Origin of the sequence: Pseudomonas sp. HT11 (genome assembly GCF_044875395.1) — a bacterium.
GTDB lineage: Bacteria > Pseudomonadota > Gammaproteobacteria > Pseudomonadales > Pseudomonadaceae > Aquipseudomonas.
Genome location: NZ_CP173217.1, coordinates 4,786,207 through 4,803,265, shown reverse-complemented (window position 1 = coordinate 4,803,265; position 17,059 = coordinate 4,786,207). Strand labels below are relative to the sequence as shown.

Genomic DNA, 17,059 nt, shown 5'->3' with positions numbered 1-17,059 from the left:
GCTGGGGTTAATGGCATGAGTGACGAGTGGAAGGCGCCGGAAAAGGCGGATAGCAGCGATGATAAAAGCTGGAAGCTGCTGGAGAAGACTCTCCTGGCCAGCGTTCAGGAACAGCGCCGTGCGCGGCGTTGGGGGATTTTCTTCAAGCTGCTGACCTTTATCTGGCTGCTCGCGATGCTGGTGCTGTTCAGTCCACTGATGGACATGGAAAAAAGCGCCACCCGTGGCAGCAACTACACCGCCTTGATCGAAGTGCGTGGCGTGATCGCCGACAAAGAGTCCGCCAGCGCCGACAATATTGTCAGCAGCCTGCGCGCGGCGTTTGAAGACCCGAAGGTCAAGGGTGTGATCCTGCGCATCAACAGCCCAGGTGGCAGTCCGGTGCAGTCGGGTTACGTGTATGACGAGATTCGCCGTCTGCGCGGCCTGCACCCGGATATCAAGGTGTATGCGGTGATTTCCGACCTGGGCGCCTCGGGCGCCTATTACATCGCCAGCGCCGCTGACCAGATCTACGCCGACAAGGCCAGCCTGGTCGGCTCCATTGGCGTGACGGCGGCCGGTTATGGCTTCGTCGGCACCATGGAGAAGCTGGGGGTTGAGCGTCGCACTTACACCTCGGGTGAGCACAAAGCATTCCTCGACCCGTTCCAGCCGCAAAAAGCCGATGAAACCCAGTTCTGGCAGGGCGTGCTCGATACCACTCACCGTCAGTTCATTGCCAGCGTGAAGCAGGGGCGTGGCGATCGTCTGAAGGACAAAGACCATCCGGAGCTGTTCTCCGGCCTGGTGTGGTCGGGTGAGCAGGCGTTGCCGCTGGGCTTGATCGATGGGCTGGGCAGTGCCAGCTCGGTGGCGCGGGACGTGATTGGCGAGAAGGAATTGGTGGATTTCACTGTTCAGGAATCGCCGTTTGATCGCTTCTCCAAGAAGCTGGGTGCCAGTGTGGCCGAGAAATTGGCTATGTACATGGGCTTCCAGGGCCCGACGTTGCGCTGATACCTCGAAAGCGACAGGGTTCAAACTGTGGGAGCTGGCTTGCCTGCGATAGCGTCACCTCGGCTCGACTGATGTTCCGAGGTGTGTGCATCGCAGGCAAGCCAGCTCCCACATTGGTTTTGTGGTGGGCTTAGGGGATCTGTACGCCTTCGGCCAGCAGCATGTCCACCAGGCGAATCAGTGGCAGGCCGATCAGGCTGGTCGCATCCGGCCCTTCGGTGCTCTGGAACAAGCTCACGCCCAGTCCCTCGGCCTTGAAGCTGCCGGCGCAGTCATAAGGTTGCTCGATCCGAAGGTAGCGCTCGATGCGTTCAGCGCTCAGTTCGCGCATGTGCACCGTAAACGGTACGCAGTCGACCTGGCAGTGCCCGGTCTCGCTGTTCAGCAGCGCCAGCCCGGTAAGGAAGCTGACACGCTTGCCGCTCGCTGCCAGCAGTTGTGCGCGCGCGTTCTCGAAGGTGTGGGGCTTGCCGATGATCCTGCCTTCCAGAGCAGCGACCTGATCGGAGCCAATGATCAAATGCCCCGGATGGCTGCCGGCGAGGGCGCGAGCTTTCTGTTCGGCCAGGCGCTTGACCAGCTCAATGGCGGATTCATTTTCACGGTGGCTTTCGTCGATATCCGGCGAGCTGCAGATGAACGGCAGGTGCAGGCGGCTCAGCAATTCCCGGCGATAAACCGAGCTGGATGCAAGTAATAAAGGCAGCATAGGCGTCTCCTCAGAGCAGCCGGGGATTCTAGCGGGGTGACCGGCTGACGCACAGGGCTGAATTTCCTTTGACATGGCCGGGTGCATCCCTATAATGCTGCGCCTATGTTGAATGACCCGATTCCACCTCACGTTGACCCGCGCAAATTGGCAGATCGTGGCACTTCCCTTCAAGGTGAATTGCTGCTGGCCGATTTGGAGAGACTCTGCGACCCGCTTTCCGACACTGTCGGTACGGTGCAGGCCAAATTTGTTTTTGAACGAGATGAACGTAAGTCTGTGGTAATCCACAGTTTTATCGACACCGAAGTCAAAATGGTTTGTCAGCGTTGTCTTGAGCTGGTCACCCTGCCGATTCACAGCGAATGCAGTTACGCTGTGGTGAAGGAGGGTGCGAATACCCAGTCGTTGCCGAAAGGTTATGACGTGCTGGAACTGGGCGAAGATCCTTTGGATCTGCATGCACTGATCGAGGAGGAGCTTTTGCTCGCCTTGCCCATTGTGCCTGCTCATCATCCGGAAGAATGCCAGCAGCCGGAGGGTCTCGATGACGAGGCCGAGCCGAGCGAGGACGAGGTAACGCGGTCCAACCCGTTCAGTGTATTGGCGCAGTTAAAGCGTGACCCAAACGTTTAGGAGTTAATCAATTATGGCTGTTCAGCAGAACAAAAAATCCCGCTCTGCCCGTGACATGCGTCGTTCGCACGATGCCCTGACGGCAAGCACTCTGTCTGTAGAAAAAACCACCGGTGAAATTCACCTGCGTCACCACGTATCGCCAGAAGGCGTATACCGTGGTCGTAAAGTGATCGACAAGGGCGCTGACGAGTAATCACTTGTCTGCTCAAGTCATCGCGATTGACGCAATGGGCGGGGACTTCGGTCCCCGCAGCATTGTTCAGGCCTGCATTGCCAGCCTGTCTGCTACGCCCTCGCTGCACCTGACCCTCGTCGGTCAACCCTCCCTTCTTGAAGAATTGATTGCCAGCCATCCGGCGGTGGATCGCGCGCGCCTGACGATTACGCCAGCCAGTCAAACCATCAGCATGGATGACAAACCGGCGGCAGCCCTGCGTGGCAAGCCCGACTCTTCGATGCGGGTGGCGCTTGAGTTGTTGCGTGATGCCAAGGTGCAAGCCTGTGTCAGTGCCGGCAATACCGGAGCCTTGATGGCGTTGTCGCGGCATGTGCTCAAGACACTGCCCGGGATCGATCGCCCGGCGATGGTCGCGGCCATCCCCACACAAAAAGGCTACTGCCAACTGCTGGACCTGGGTGCGAACGTCGATTGCAGTGCCGAGCACCTGTTCCAGTTCGCGGTGATGGGCTCGGTGGCCGCTGAGGCGTTGGGCGTGACCCGGCCGAGGGTGGCGTTGCTGAATATCGGCACCGAAGACATCAAGGGCAATCAGCAGGTCAAGCTCGCCGCCGCCTTGCTGCAAAATGCGCGAGGGGTGAACTACGTCGGGTTTGTCGAAGGTGACGGTGTGTACCGTGGCGAAGCCGATGTGGTGGTGTGCGACGGGTTTGTCGGCAATATCCTGCTCAAGTCCAGCGAAGGCCTGGCAACCATGATCGCTACGCGTATCGAAGCCTTGTTCAAGCAGAGCCTCGCCTCACGCATGGTCGGCGCCCTGGCGCTGCCATTGATGCGCCGCTTGCAGGCCGACCTGGCGCCGGCGCGGCACAATGGTGCGAGCTTTCTGGGGTTGCAGGGCATTGTGGTGAAAAGCCATGGCTCGGCGGGGGTGCAAGGTTTTCAAAGTGCGATTGCGCGGGCGCTGATCGAGATCCAGGAAAACCTGCCGCAACGCTTGCACGGCCGTCTTGAAGACTTGTTGCCTTAGGCGAATTGGCCCGGGAATGCTTAAATGTGACCGGCCAGTTCAATTGACCATCCAATCTGTCAGTTTCGTGCGCTCCCACCCGTGGATTCATCTCAAAATCGGGAGCGTTCATTTTTGACGACCAGATCATTAGGGGCTTGTTACATGTCTACATCCCTCGCATTCGTCTTTCCAGGGCAGGGTTCGCAGTCCCTCGGCATGTTGGCCGAGTTGGGCGCGCAACATCCGTTGATCCTGGACACCTTCAAGGAAGCTTCCGACGCCCTGGGTTACGACCTGTGGGCGCTGACCCAGCAAGGGCCGGAAGAACAACTCAATCAAACCGATAAAACCCAGCCGGCCATCCTCACCGCGTCGATCGCGCTGTGGCGCCTGTGGCTGGCTGAAGGTGGCGCGCGCCCGGCTTACGTGGCCGGTCACAGCCTGGGCGAATACAGCGCCCTGGTGGCGGCGGGCAGCCTGACCCTGGCTGAAGCCGTCAAGTTGGTCGAGCGTCGTGGTCAACTGATGCAAGAAGCCGTTCCGGCCGGGCAGGGCGGCATGGCCGCTATCCTGGGTCTGGACGACGCCGTGGTGATCGAAGCCTGCGCCGAAGCGGCCCAAGGCGAAGTGGTCAGCGCGGTGAACTTCAACTCGCCTGGCCAGGTGGTAATTGCCGGCGCCAAGGCCGCCGTTGAACGTGCCATCGAAGGTTGCAAGGCTCGTGGCGCCAAGCGCGCCTTGCCATTGCCGGTCAGCGTGCCGTCCCACTGTGAGCTGATGCGCCCGGCTGCCGAGCGGTTTGCCGAGTCCATCGCCGCCATCAACTGGCAGGCGCCGCAGATTCCGCTGGTGCAGAACGTCAGCGCGGCCGTTGCCGCCGACCTCGAGACCCTCAAGCGCGACCTGCTGGAGCAACTCTACAAGCCTGTGCGCTGGGTTGAGTCGGTCCAGACCCTGGCGGCCAAGGGTGCCACCGAGCTTGTCGAGTGTGGCCCGGGCAAGGTCCTGGCTGGCCTGAACAAGCGCTGCGCCGACGGCGTCTCGACTGCCAACCTCAATACCCCGGATGCCTTCGCTGCCGCCCGCGCGGCACTGGCCTGAATCCCTGATCCCCGAACTTAGGAGAAGCCTGCATGAGTCTGCAAGGTAAAGTTGCACTGGTTACCGGCGCGAGCCGTGGCATTGGCCAGGCGATCGCCCTGGAACTGGGCCGTCAGGGCGCCGTAGTCATCGGCACCGCGACATCCGCCTCGGGTGCCGAGCGTATCGCCGCCACCTTGAAGGAAAACGGCGTTCAGGGCACGGGCCTTGAGCTGAACGTGACCAGCGATGAGTCGGTTGCCGCTGTGCTGGCGCAAATCACTGCACAATTTGGCGCACCGGCTATTCTGGTGAACAACGCCGGTATCACCCGCGATAACCTGATGATGCGCATGAAAGACGACGAGTGGTACGACGTGGTCGATACCAACTTGAACAGTCTGTTTCGCCTGTCCAAGGGCGTTTTGCGTGGCATGACCAAGGCGCGTTGGGGCCGAATTATCAATATTGGCTCCGTAGTGGGTGCCATGGGCAACGCAGGCCAAGTAAACTACGCGGCGGCCAAAGCCGGTCTGGAAGGTTTCAGCCGTGCATTGGCGCGTGAAGTCGGTTCGCGGTCGATTACGGTCAACTCGGTGGCCCCAGGGTTCATCGACACCGATATGACCCGCGAACTGCCGGAAGCACAGCGTGAAGCGTTGCTGACGCAGATTCCGCTGGGCCGTCTGGGCCAGGCTCAAGAGATCGCAAATGTGGTCACTTTCCTGGCATCCGACGGTGCGGCATACGTGACTGGGGCTACAATCCCGGTGAACGGCGGGATGTACATGAGTTAAATTGTGACGGATCGCTTCAAAAAAATGTCATACGAGCTGTCTAAAATCCGTTATAAAGCTGCAACTTAATTTATAGGCTGGTGGCCGACCGGGTACAGGGTGAAGCTTTCAGTTGAAAAGCTGAAATGGCTTTCTATACACTTACCCACTGGCCAGCTGCCTGAATTTGTCCATTAGGAGTTAAACAAGGTATGAGCACCATCGAAGAACGCGTCAAGAAAATCGTCGCCGAGCAACTGGGCGTTAAAGAAGAAGAAGTGACCAACAGCGCTTCCTTCGTAGAAGACCTGGGTGCCGATTCCCTTGACACCGTTGAGCTGGTGATGGCTCTGGAAGAGGAATTCGAGACCGAAATCCCGGACGAAGAAGCTGAAAAAATCACTACTGTTCAAGCTGCTATCGACTACGTTACTGCCCACCAGGCGTAATAGTTTGTAGTCGTCGCTTGCTGTTAGGGAAAAACCGCACTGCTGTAACGGCGTGCGGTTTTTTCTTTAGCTCTGATGAAACTTCAGCGCTGATAAAATGCGTGCTGAAGCGAAGTGTCGCCATCAAGAAAAAAGGAGAGTGCTGTGTCGCGTAGACGCGTCGTAGTCACCGGTATGGGTATGTTGTCGCCACTGGGTACGGATGTGCCAAGCAGTTGGCAGGGCATTCTGGCTGGCCACAGTGGTATCGGTCTGATCGAGCACACGGACCTTTCTGCCTATTCCACCCGTTTTGGCGGCTCGGTAAAGGGCTTTAATGTCGAGGAATATCTCTCGATCAAAGAGTCCCGCAAACTCGACCTGTTCATTCAGTACGGCCTGGCAGCCGGTTTTCAGGCGGTGCGTAATGCCGGCCTGGAAGTCACCGACGCCAACCGTGACCGCATCGGCGTGGCCATGGGTTCGGGTATTGGCGGTTTGACCAATATCGAAGAAACCAGCCGCACGCTGCACGATTCCGGCCCCCGTCGAATTTCACCGTTCTTCGTACCGGGCTCGATCATCAATATGATTTCCGGTTTCCTGTCCATCCACTTGGGTGCGCAGGGGCCTAACTACGCCATTGCTACGGCGTGCACCACGGGCACTCACTGCATCGGCATGGCGGCGCGCAACATCGCCTATGACGAGGCGGACGTGATGATCGCCGGTGGCGCCGAGATGGCCGCCTGCGGCCTGGGCATGGGCGGCTTCGGCGCGTCCCGTGCGCTGTCGACGCGCAATGACGAACCGACCCGTGCCAGCCGTCCGTGGGACAAGGGCCGTGACGGTTTTGTACTGTCTGACGGCGCCGGTGCCCTGGTACTCGAAGAGTTGGAGCACGCCAAGGCGCGTGGCGCCACCATCTACGCCGAGCTGATCGGCTTTGGCATGAGCGGCGATGCCTATCACATGACGTCGCCACCGTCCGACGGTGCCGGCGCTGCGCGCTGCATCACCAATGCGTTGCGCGATGCGAAGGTGAATCCCGACCAGGTGCAGTACATCAACGCCCACGGCACCTCGACCCCGACCGGCGACCTGGCGGAAGCCGAGGCCATCAAGTCGGTGTTTGGCGAGCACGCCTACAAGCTGGCGGTCAGCTCCACCAAGTCCATGACCGGCCACCTGTTGGGTGCGGCAGGCGCGGTCGAGGCGATCTTCAGCGTAATGGCCATCAAGGATCAGGTCGCTCCGCCGACCATCAACCTTGATGAGCCGGACGAAGGTTGCGACCTGAACTTCGTCCCCCACGAAGCCCAGCCGATGCCAATCGACGTGGTGATATCCAACTCCTTCGGGTTTGGTGGCACCAACGGCTCCCTGGTGTTCCGCCGGTTCGCCGAGTGATGCACAGCTGGGTCGACGGTCAGCCAGCGGACAGCGTGCCCCTGAAAGATCGCGGCCTGGCGTACGGTGATGGGCTGTTTGAAACCATCGCCGTCAAGGCCGGGCAGCCCGTGCTGCTCGACCGCCACCTGCAACGCCTTGAGGAGGGCTGCCGGCGCCTTGCGTTGATCACGGATCACGCACTGATCCGCAACGAAGTCTTGGCTTACGCCGCCGCTCTTGGCGACGCAGTGCTTAAGTTGATCCTCACCCGCGGCGACAGCCAGCGCGGTTATGGCATCAACTCCGGCGCCCCGGTGCGCCGTATCTTGCAGGGCAATCCGCCCGCGACCTATCCCCACGCTCACGCAACCGACGGCATCCGCCTGTTTGCGTGCGCCACCCGTTTGGCCGAGCAGCCGTTGCTCGCCGGTCTCAAGCACCTTAATCGCCTGGAACAAGTGATCGCCCGCGCCGAGTGGCAGGATGCCGAGCATGCCGAAGGTTTAATGCTGGATATGTCTGGTCGCGTTATCGAGGGCGTGTTCAGCAACCTGTTCCTGGTTCGCAATGGCGTGTTACTGACCGCTGATCTGAATCGTTGTGGCGTTGCCGGGGTCATGCGCGCCGAGATTCTCGCCCAGGCGCATGCACTGGGTATCCCGCTGGCCGTGGCCGACATCAGCGTTGAGCAGTTACAGCAGGCCGATGAAGTCTTCGTGTGCAACAGTGTTTATGGCATTTGGCCGGTGCGCAGTTGCGCTGCGATGAGCTGGTCGGTTGGGCCGCTCACCCGTAAACTGCAGGGCATTGTTCGCGCGCTATTGGATATTTGAGTTGATACGAAAACTGGTTTTACTGCTGCAGATCGGCCTGGTCTCGGCAGGCTTGCTGCTGGGCTTCTCGGCCTGGAAGCTCGATTCTGCCTTGAAGCAGCCCCTGAATCTGACCCAGGAACAATTGCTTGATGTGCCTGCCGGGTCGACCCCGACGGGCACCTTCAATCGCCTCGAAGCCGAAGGCGTGCTGGATGATGCTTTCTGGTTGCGTCTGTACTGGCGCTTCAACCTCGACGGCCAGCCGCTGCACAGCGGCGAATACCGCATGACCCCAGGCCTTACCGCCGAAGGCTTGATTGGCCTGTGGCAGCGCGGCGAAGTGGTGCAATACAGCCTGACGCTGGTCGAAGGCTGGAACTTCCGTCAGGTGCGGTCGGCCCTCGCCAAGCATGAAAAGATCGTGCAAACCCTGTCGGGCCTCAGTGACAGTGAAGTGATGGACAAGCTTGGTCACCCCGGCGTGTTCCCTGAAGGGCGGTTCTTTCCTGACACTTACCGCTTCGTGCGCGGCATGACCGACGTCGAATTCCTCAAAAAAGCCTACAACCGCCTGGATGATGTACTTGCCCAGGAGTGGAGCAAACGCGCCGCCGATGCGCCCTACACCGACCCTTACCAAGCGCTGATCATGGCCTCCCTGGTCGAGAAAGAGACCGGTGTGCCGGAAGAGCGCGGGCAAATCGCCGGCGTGTTCGTGCGGCGCATGAAGATCGGCATGTTGCTGCAGACCGACCCGACAGTGATCTACGGCCTGGGCGAGCGCTACAACGGCAAGTTGACCCGCGCGCATCTCAAAGAAGCCAACCCTTACAACACCTACATGATCGCCGGCCTGCCGCCGACGCCGATCGCGATGGTCGGCCGCGAGGCGATTCATGCTGCGTTGAACCCGGTGCCGGGCAGCAGCCTGTATTTCGTCGCCCGTGGCGATGGCAGCCATATTTTCTCCGATGACCTGGATGCGCATAATGCCGCCGTGCGCGAGTTTCAGCTCAAGCGCCGTGCCGATTACCGTTCCAGCCCTGCGCCGGCGGTGAAACCGGCGGAAGACGCGGCGCCTCCTGCCGAAGCACCGACCGAAGCACCGACCGAAGCGCCGGTTGAAAAGCCCGTCGAGGCTGCGCCGGATACCGCCGCGCCGCAAAGCCCGCAATGACTCTGACTAAGGACTGCCTGTGACTGGCTTGTTTATTACTCTGGAAGGCCCGGAAGGCGCCGGCAAAAGCACCAACCGCGATTATCTGGCCGAACGCCTGCGCGCGGAGGGCATCGAGGTGGTATTGACCCGCGAACCCGGCGGCACGCCGCTCGCCGAGCGCATCCGTGAAGTATTGCTGGCCCCGGGTGAGGAACCGATGAACGCGGACACCGAGCTGCTGCTGGTGTTTGCTGCACGCGCTCAGCACCTGGCCGAGGTGATTCGCCCAGCTCTTGCGCGTGGCGCGGTGGTGATTTGCGACCGTTTTACCGATTCGACCTACGCCTACCAGGGCGGCGGGCGCGGCTTGTGCCTGGCGCGTATCGCCACGTTGGAAACTTTCGTCCAGGGCGATTTGCGTCCAGACCTGACCCTGCTGTTCGACCTGCCGGTGGAAGTGGGGATGGCCCGCGCCAGTGCCCGGGGTCGCCTGGACCGCTTCGAACTGGAAGGCCAGGTGTTTTTCGATGCGGTGCGCAGTGCGTTCCTGCAACGCGCCAAGGCGGAGCCCGCGCGCTACCACCTGCTGGACGCGGCCCAGCCGCTGGCGCAGGTACAGCACGCCATCGACGCCCTGGTGCCGACGCTGCTGGAGCGCGCTCGTGGCTGAGGCCTATCCGTGGCAGGACAGCCTCTGGCAGCAACTGGCCGGGCGTGCCCAGCATGCGCATGCGTATTTGCTGCATGGGCCAGCGGGTATCGGCAAGCGTGCGTTGGCCGAGCGCTTGATGGCCAGCCTGTTATGCCAGCGCCCGGTCAATCTGGAGGCTTGCGGTGAGTGCAAATCATGCCTGCTGCTCAAGGCCGGCAGCCACCCCGACAACTACCTGCTGGAGCCCGAGGAAGCCGACAAGGCGATCAAGGTCGACCAGGTGCGTGACCTCGTCAGCTTCGTGGTGCAGACCGCGCAGATGGGCGGGCGCAAAGTGGTGCTGATCGAGCCGGTGGAGGCGATGAACATCAACGCCGCCAACGCCTTGCTAAAAAGCCTGGAAGAGCCGTCGGGCGATACGGTGCTTCTGCTGGTGAGTCACCAGTCCAGCCGCCTGTTGCCGACCATTCGCAGTCGTTGCGTGCAGCAGGCCTGCCCATTGCCGAGCGAAGCGATGAGCCTGCAGTGGCTGGCGCAGGCGCTGCCCGAGTGCGGCGAAGACGAACGCGTCGAGTTGCTGACCCTGGCCACAGGTTCCCCCTTGGCGGCCGTGAAGCTGCACGCCCAGGGTGTGCGTGAACAACGTGCGCTGGTGGTCGATGGCGTGAAGAAGCTGCTCAAGCAGGAGCTGTCCGCGACGCAACTGGCCGAAAGCGCGTGGAAGGATATTCCGTTATTGCTGCTGTTCGACTGGTTCTGTGACTGGTCGAGCCTCATCCTGCGCTACCAGTTGACCCAGGATGAAACCGGCCTGGGCCTGCCGGACATGCGCAAAGTGGTGCAGTACCTGGCGCAGAAAAGCGCGCAGGACAAGGTGCTGAATATCCAGGACTGGATTCTGGCCCAGCGCCAGAAGGTGCTCGGCAAAGCCAACCTCAACCGCGTGCTGTTACTCGAAGCATTGCTGGTGCAGTGGGTCGGCTTGCTCGGCCGGCGTTAATTTCCGCGGCCGACGGTGTATCGTCGGCCAGACACTTTCCGTGACTCAAGTTGTACATTCCTATGCTCGTAGATTCCCATTGCCACCTTGATCGCCTCGACCTTGCCCAACATGGTGGCTCCCTCGATGCTGCCCTTGAAGCTGCGCGCCAGCGTGGAGTAGGGCACTTCCTGTGCATTGGTGTCAGCGCTGAAAATGCCGCCGACGTCAAAGCGCTGGCTGATCGTTATGCCGATGTCGATTGTTCGGTGGGCATTCACCCGCTGGACCTCAAGCCCGGCGAAGCCCCCGCCCTCGATTGGCTCCTGGGCGAACTCAATCACCCACGCGTGGTGGCGATTGGCGAAACCGGCCTGGATTACCACTACGAGCCCGAGGCCGCTGAGTTGCAGCAGGCGTCCTTCCGCCTGCACCTGCAGGCCGCCCAGCAAACCGGCAAACCGGTGATCGTTCACACCCGTGGCGCCCGCGCAGACACCCTGACGCTGCTGCGCGAGGCCGCGTTGCCCCAGGCCGGCGTGCTGCATTGCTTCACCGAAGACTGGGACATGGCCAAGGCCGCACTGGACCTGGGCTTCTACATTTCCCTGTCGGGCATCGTCACCTTCCGCAACGCCGATGCCCTGCGTGATGTGGCGCGCCAGGTGCCGGCCGACCGCCTGCTGGTGGAAACCGATTCGCCCTACCTGGCGCCCATCCCCCATCGCGGCAAGCCGAACCTGCCGGAATACGTGCGCGATGTAGCGGATTACCTGGCAATGCTGCGGGGTGAGTCGTACGAACGCTTCGCCGAGCAGACCACCGAAAACTTCAAGCGCCTGTTCCCACTGGCCCACGTCGGCGGCTGATAGGGCCAAATTGCAGGCAAAAAAAACCCGGGTTCTGGGGGGTGAATCCGGGCTAAGACCATTAGGAGTAAACAAGGGTACACAGTCCGTCGGTACCCAGGTCGACGCGTCACTTGGGGGAGATGCCACGCCGACAGTTCAAGTATTGATCAGGATCCCATTCAGTCCAGTCGCATCTGATCGTTTTTTAAACAGATTTGGAATACGCGCGCTTCGCTTGAGTTCTCATTGCGCAGGTGCACGGGTGTCATTACCGCGTATTGTTTCTGACTGATAACGGCGAAAACGTTGGCGTGCTGAAAGTTAAGTGCATAACGGGTTCACATAGGCGTTGCCCAACGACTGTTCAGTCGGGATAATCCCTCGCACTGGGTAAATCGTATCGCCACGTATCAATGGCCCTGCGCAACCCTCCCACTTTGACCTCTGCAGACTTCTCCCTCATGCAAAAAGAACCCCGTAAGGTCCGTGAGTTTCGCCGCCGTGAGCAGGAAATTCTCGACACTGCACTCAAGCTGTTCCTCGAACAAGGTGAAGACAGCGTCACCGTCGAGATGATTGCGGATGCCGTGGGTATCGGCAAAGGCACGATCTACAAGCACTTCAAGTCAAAGGCCGAGATCTACCTGCGCCTGATGCTCGACTACGAGCGCGACTTGAACGAGCTGCTGCACTCGGCCGATGTCGATAAAGACAAAGAAGCCTTGTCCCGCGCCTATTTCGAGTTCCGCATGCGTGATCCGCAGCGCTACCGCCTGTTTGATCGCCTGGAAGAGAAAGTGGTCAAGGGCAATCAGGTCCCGGAAATGGTCGAGGAGCTGCACAAGATTCGCGCCTCGAACTTTGAGCGCCTGACCCTGCTGATCAAAGGTCGCATCAGCGAAGGCAAGCTTGAAGATGTGCCGCCTTATTTCCACTACTGCGCCGCCTGGGCGTTGGTGCACGGCGCCGTGGCGCTGTACCACTCGCCGTTCTGGAGCAACGTGCTGGAAGATCAGGAAGGTTTCTTCCAGTTCCTGATGGACATCGGCGTGCGCATGGGCAACAAACGCAAGCACAGCGCTGAACTGCCGGGCGCTGAGCCCAAGAGCGGTGAAACCCCCGCTGCTTGAGCTATTCCCGACAGTGATGGCGCAATGATTTACTGCCAGTTGCAGTACCCCAGGAATATACTCAGGCAAGGACCTTGCTAAAAGTTGATTTATAGGTCAGCTTTTAGCGCGCCCGAATCATCCTCTGCCGGAGTGATCCATGATCGTTGATCGTCAAGGCAGGCGATTTCGCAACTTGCGAATCAGCCTGACCTCAGCCTGCAACTACGCGTGTACCTACTGCGTGCCTAACGGCAAGCGGCTGGTGGCTGCCCAGGACGAACTCTCGGCCGAGGCTATGGCCCGTGGGGTGGCGTACCTGATTGAAGCGGCGGGCATCGACCGACTGCGTATCACGGGCGGCGAACCGTTGGTCAGCCCCAAGCTGGAAGCCTTCATGAGCGCGGTCGGCGGAATGGGCCTCAGTGATATCAGCCTGACCACCAACGGCCAATTGCTCGCGCGCAAACTGCCGCTGCTGGTGGATGCCGGCATTCGCCGCATCAACGTTTCACTCGACACCCTGGACGCCGACGCCTTCCGTAGCATCGCCCGCGGCGGCGACTTGGCCACCGTGCTTGATGGCATGGACCAGGCCCGCGCCGCGGGGATCAAGATCAAAGTGAACATGGTGCCGTTGCGCGGGCAGAACCTGGACCAGGTCATGCCGCTGCTCGACTACTGCCTTGAGCGTGGCTACGAGCTGCGCTTTATCGAACTGATGCGCATGGGCCATCTGGCCAAGGATTCCAACGCGTTCCTGCAGCAATTCGTCAGCCTGCAGCAACTGCTCAGCCTGATCGGTGAACACCACGAATACCTGCAAGCCAACGCGCCGGTAGACGCCACCGCAGTGCGCTACGAAGTGCCGGGCCAGGGCTTCTTTGGTGTCATCGCCAATGAAAGCGTGCCGTTTTGCCGGACGTGTTCGCGTCTGCGTTTGTCGTCTACCGGCTGGCTGCACGGTTGCCTGTCGTCGAGCAATCGGCACTACGTCGGCGACCTGCTCGACCTGCCGCGCCATCAGGCGCTGCCAGCCTTGCAAGGGCTGCTGATGAAGGCCCTGGGCGACAAACAGGAAGTGGCCTTCTCCGGCGGTGCCACCATCATGAAGATCATCGGCGGCTAGCCCACGCACGCTCCTCCCACATTTCATTTGCGGCGCTGCCGGATGGCGCGGATTCTGCATCTCACGCCCATTCGCCGGTTTTCCGTCACCGGCTTCTGGAGGATTAGGATGCGTAGTCTGGTTTTGTTGCTGGCGTCGTTGACGCTGAGTGGTTGCATGACCGTCAGCGATATGGCCGAAGGCACCCGCTATCAGATGAGCGACGCCGGCTTGCTGGACCACAGTGATACCCGCCGCACTGCGTCTATTCGCATACAGCCGGACTCTTTTGTCTTTATCGCCCAAGGTGCGTTTGTGCCGCCGGGCAGCGCTTATCCGCGACCCAACGTGGTGGCCGAAGAAGCCTTCAACGGCTTTGTCGAATACTTCCCGATGGTGCGCCGCGCGCGCAAGCCCGAAGGCCTGGAGCAGGCGATGGCCGAAGCCCGTGGGGCGGGTGCGCATTACCTGTTGTATTGCCGCTTCGCTGCAGCCGATGACCGCATCGGCAATGCCGATGAATGGACGGACCAACAGGCGCTGGACCGCGTCGGGCTGGACAGCGGCGTCATCCAGATCATGTTGATCGAGACCAGCACCCAGTATTTGATTGATACTGCACGTATTCGCAGTCGTGGCGGTTTACTGACGTTCCACGACAACAAGCCAGAAGATCTGATTGCCCGCCCCCTGGCGCAGTACGCCCGCGGCCTGCTGGGCATGGGAGATCAGTAAAAAACTCAAGGAGAACTGCATGTCCGATTCCGCCAAGGCCAATGACCTGTTGGCTCAATTGCCCAAGGGCAAGGGGCCGGCACCGGTGCACCTGTGGAATCCGGATTTCTGCGGCAACATCGACATGCGCATCGCCCGCGATGGCACCTGGTTCTACCAGGGCACGCCGATCGGGCGCAAGCCGATGGTCAAGTTGTTCTCCAACATCATTCGCCGCGACGGTGATGATTATTTTCTGGTGACGCCGGTAGAGAAGGTCGGCATCACCGTCGATGACGCACCGTTCGTGGCGATAACCCTTGAGGTGCAAGGGCAGGGCGAAAGCCAGGTGCTGCACTTCACTACCAATGTCGACGAGCACGTCGAGGCCAGCCTCGAACACCCGCTGCGCGTCGAAATCGACCCCATCACCCAGGAGCCCGCGCCCTATTTGCGTGTGCGCACCAACCTCGAAGCCCTCGTGCATCGCAATGTTTTCTACCAAATGGTCGAGTTGGCGGTCAGCCGTCCGATCAACGGTCAGAACTGGCTTGGCGTATGGAGCGCCGGGGAGTTTTTCCGCATTGGCCTGGAGCCCTGAGGCCGGCTTTTTCACCTTCCTGAAATAATTCGCTTGCTGTCGTCGGGCGCTATCGGTTATCAATTTGTACATGATTAGACATGTCCGATTTGATAAGAAAAAACGCGTCGTCGACGAGCTCATCCGCCGTATCGAGGCGGGGGTGATGGCCGACGGTTTCCTGCTGCCAGGCGAGCACCAGTTGGCCGAAGAGTTTGCGGTCAGCCGTGGCACGTTGCGCGAAGCCCTGGCCGAGCTCAAACGCCGCAACTACATCGCGACCCAGAGCGGCGTCGGCTCCATCGTCACGTTTGACGGCATGGTGCTCGACCAACACAGCGGCTGGGCCCAGGCCCTGGCGGACACGGGGGCGCTGGTCACCACCGATGTGCTGCGCCTGGAAGCCGTGACCCGCCCCGACCTGCTCAGCCGTTTCGGCAGCGACCAATTCATCGCCCTCGACCGTCGCCGGCGTACCACCGATGGCACGGCTGTATCGCTGGAGCGCTCGCTGATGCCCGCCTCCGGTGGCCTGGAAGGCCTGCCCCGCGTCGGCCTGATCGACAATTCCCTGACCATCACCCTGGCCGCCTACGGCTACGTCGGCGCCGAAGGTGACCAATGGATCGGCGCCGAGCCCCTTAGCGACGAAGACGCCGAGCTGCTTGGCCGCCCCGCTGGCACGGTGTTTCTCAAGGCTTCGCGCACCACCTACGACCGCCGCGAGCGCTTCATGGAGTACGTCGAAAGTTTGCTCGACCCTCTGCACTTTCGCCTGCACCTGCAGTTTGGAGCGTCAAAATGACCCCGCAAAACCGCGCCCTCGGCGCCTTCTACGGCTTGGCTTTGGGCGACGCATTGGGCATGCCCACCCAGTCCTTGAGCCGCGAGCAGGTGCAACAGCGCTTCGGTGCCATCACGGGTTTGGAAGACGCCGACGCCGACCAACCCATTGCGCCAAACATGCCGGCCGGTTCGATCACCGATGACACTGAGCAGGCGATCCTGGTCGGCGAGTTACTGGTTGAAGGCAACGGCCAGATCGAACCGACCGTGCTCGCCCAGCGCTTGATCGACTGGGAAGCGGCGATGCGCGCCAAGGGCTCCCAGGATTTGCTCGGGCCATCGACCAAGCGCGCCATCGACATGATCCTCGCCGGCCACACCCCGGAAGAGTCCGGGCGCTATGGCACCACCAACGGCGCCGCCATGCGGATCACGCCGGTGGGGATCGCCGCCGATGTCAGCGACCCGGCGCCGTTCATCCAGGCGGTGATCCAGGCCTGCCAGGTCACCCACAACACCACGTTGGGCATCTCCAGCGCGGCCGCTGTTGCAGCGGTGGTCTCAGCCGGTATCAACGGCGTGGACCTGGGCGAAGCGCTCAACATCGGCACGCAGATCGCCCAGCAGGCGGAAAACCATGGTCACTGGATTGCCGGTGGGCGTATTTCCACGCGCATCAGCTGGGCGCGGACCTTGAGCGTCGGCAGCGGCGACAAAGCCCTGTTTGCCGACCTGCTTTACGAACTGATTGGCACCTCTGTCGCCTCCCAGGAATCGGTGGTGGTGTCGTTTGCCCTCGCGCAGCAAGTGGCGGTGGGCGCGATGAATGCTTTTGAAGCCGTGTGCCTGGCCGCCAGCCTTGGCGGCGACACCGACACCATCGCCGCGATGCTCGGCGCGATGTTGGGCGCGTGTCTGGGCATGCAGTGCTGGCCGCCAGCGATGATTGAACAGGTCAAGCGGGTCAATGGCCTGGACTTGCAGCCGCTGGTGCAGGGGCTGCTGCAAATTCGCTAAGCGCCGCAGGCATTGAACTCGCAGAGTCAGGAAGACCGAGAGTCGATTCACCTTGAGTATCTGCCACAACCACAAC

General features: G+C 60.9%; 20 protein-coding genes. 19 read left to right on the top strand and 1 reads right to left on the bottom strand.

Annotated features, from left to right (window positions below; genetic code table 11):
• The first annotated feature begins 15 nt into the window (after window positions 1–15).
• On the top strand, window positions 16–999 hold the full coding sequence (locus ABWL43_RS22180) for a S49 family peptidase (protein ID WP_145159295.1): 984 nt from the start codon (window positions 16–18) through the stop codon (window positions 997–999).
• 130 nt (window positions 1,000–1,129) lie between these two features.
• Here ABWL43_RS22180 and ABWL43_RS22175 read toward each other — a convergent pair whose 3' ends face one another.
• Entirely contained in the window at window positions 1,130–1,708 is a 579-nt protein-coding gene (locus tag ABWL43_RS22175) for a nucleoside triphosphate pyrophosphatase (protein WP_242196141.1), read from the bottom strand.
• 105 nt (window positions 1,709–1,813) lie between these two features.
• Between ABWL43_RS22175 and ABWL43_RS22170 the strand changes: the two genes are divergently transcribed.
• The 18 genes from ABWL43_RS22170 (at window position 1,814) to ABWL43_RS22085 (ending at window position 16,983) form a co-directional block, all read left to right on the top strand.
• Window positions 1,814–2,344: a YceD family protein gene (locus ABWL43_RS22170; protein WP_032886799.1), complete on the top strand. Its 531-nt coding sequence runs from the start codon at window positions 1,814–1,816 to the stop codon at window positions 2,342–2,344.
• A gap of 13 nt (window positions 2,345–2,357) precedes the next feature.
• A complete protein-coding gene (rpmF, locus tag ABWL43_RS22165; RefSeq protein ID WP_008152339.1) occupies window positions 2,358–2,540 on the top strand; it encodes a 50S ribosomal protein L32 in 183 nt (60 codons plus the stop codon).
• A gap of 4 nt (window positions 2,541–2,544) precedes the next feature.
• Window positions 2,545–3,555, top strand: coding sequence for a phosphate acyltransferase PlsX (gene plsX, locus ABWL43_RS22160; protein ID WP_404484390.1), 1,011 nt, complete (start codon window positions 2,545–2,547; stop codon window positions 3,553–3,555).
• A gap of 144 nt (window positions 3,556–3,699) precedes the next feature.
• A complete protein-coding gene (gene fabD / locus ABWL43_RS22155) occupies window positions 3,700–4,638 on the top strand; it encodes an ACP S-malonyltransferase (RefSeq protein WP_262208521.1) in 939 nt (312 codons plus the stop codon).
• Between the two features lie 32 nt (window positions 4,639–4,670).
• Window positions 4,671–5,414 (top strand): 3-oxoacyl-ACP reductase FabG, encoded by a 744-nt coding sequence (gene fabG, locus ABWL43_RS22150; protein WP_010566560.1) that lies wholly within the window; start codon window positions 4,671–4,673, stop codon window positions 5,412–5,414.
• A gap of 191 nt (window positions 5,415–5,605) precedes the next feature.
• Window positions 5,606–5,842, top strand: coding sequence for an acyl carrier protein (acpP, locus tag ABWL43_RS22145; RefSeq protein ID WP_016973676.1), 237 nt, complete (start codon window positions 5,606–5,608; stop codon window positions 5,840–5,842).
• 144 nt (window positions 5,843–5,986) lie between these two features.
• Window positions 5,987–7,231, top strand: coding sequence for a beta-ketoacyl-ACP synthase II (gene fabF / locus ABWL43_RS22140; protein WP_145159285.1), 1,245 nt, complete (start codon window positions 5,987–5,989; stop codon window positions 7,229–7,231).
• A complete protein-coding gene (pabC, locus tag ABWL43_RS22135; protein WP_262208520.1) occupies window positions 7,231–8,046 on the top strand; it encodes an aminodeoxychorismate lyase in 816 nt (271 codons plus the stop codon). The genes fabF and pabC overlap by 1 nt, the downstream gene beginning before the upstream one ends.
• Window position 8,047: 1 nt before the next feature.
• On the top strand, window positions 8,048–9,205 hold the full coding sequence (gene mltG / locus ABWL43_RS22130; protein ID WP_262208519.1) for an endolytic transglycosylase MltG: 1,158 nt from the start codon (window positions 8,048–8,050) through the stop codon (window positions 9,203–9,205).
• 19 nt (window positions 9,206–9,224) lie between these two features.
• A complete protein-coding gene (gene tmk / locus ABWL43_RS22125; RefSeq protein ID WP_262208518.1) occupies window positions 9,225–9,857 on the top strand; it encodes a dTMP kinase in 633 nt (210 codons plus the stop codon).
• Window positions 9,850–10,839 (top strand): DNA polymerase III subunit delta', encoded by a 990-nt coding sequence (locus ABWL43_RS22120; protein ID WP_262208517.1) that lies wholly within the window; start codon window positions 9,850–9,852, stop codon window positions 10,837–10,839. The genes tmk and ABWL43_RS22120 overlap by 8 nt, the downstream gene beginning before the upstream one ends.
• 62 nt (window positions 10,840–10,901) lie before the next feature.
• Window positions 10,902–11,687: a TatD family hydrolase gene (locus tag ABWL43_RS22115; RefSeq protein ID WP_145159275.1), complete on the top strand. Its 786-nt coding sequence runs from the start codon at window positions 10,902–10,904 to the stop codon at window positions 11,685–11,687.
• A 443-nt stretch (window positions 11,688–12,130) separates the two neighbouring features.
• A complete protein-coding gene (locus ABWL43_RS22110) occupies window positions 12,131–12,799 on the top strand; it encodes a TetR/AcrR family transcriptional regulator (protein WP_106576163.1) in 669 nt (222 codons plus the stop codon).
• Window positions 12,800–12,938: 139 nt separating this feature from the next.
• Window positions 12,939–13,907 (top strand): GTP 3',8-cyclase MoaA, encoded by a 969-nt coding sequence (locus ABWL43_RS22105; protein WP_145159273.1) that lies wholly within the window; start codon window positions 12,939–12,941, stop codon window positions 13,905–13,907.
• Between the two features lie 108 nt (window positions 13,908–14,015).
• A complete protein-coding gene (locus tag ABWL43_RS22100; RefSeq protein WP_106576165.1) occupies window positions 14,016–14,621 on the top strand; it encodes a DUF4823 domain-containing protein in 606 nt (201 codons plus the stop codon).
• Window positions 14,622–14,640: 19 nt separating this feature from the next.
• On the top strand, window positions 14,641–15,201 hold the full coding sequence (locus tag ABWL43_RS22095) for a DUF1285 domain-containing protein (RefSeq protein WP_404484380.1): 561 nt from the start codon (window positions 14,641–14,643) through the stop codon (window positions 15,199–15,201).
• 70 nt (window positions 15,202–15,271) lie between these two features.
• Entirely contained in the window at window positions 15,272–15,985 is a 714-nt protein-coding gene (locus tag ABWL43_RS22090) for a GntR family transcriptional regulator (RefSeq protein ID WP_145159269.1), read from the top strand.
• Window positions 15,982–16,983, top strand: coding sequence for an ADP-ribosylglycohydrolase family protein (locus tag ABWL43_RS22085; RefSeq protein WP_404484377.1), 1,002 nt, complete (start codon window positions 15,982–15,984; stop codon window positions 16,981–16,983). Before ABWL43_RS22090 ends, ABWL43_RS22085 begins: the two co-directional genes overlap by 4 nt.
• The last annotated feature ends 76 nt before the right edge of the window (window positions 16,984–17,059 follow it).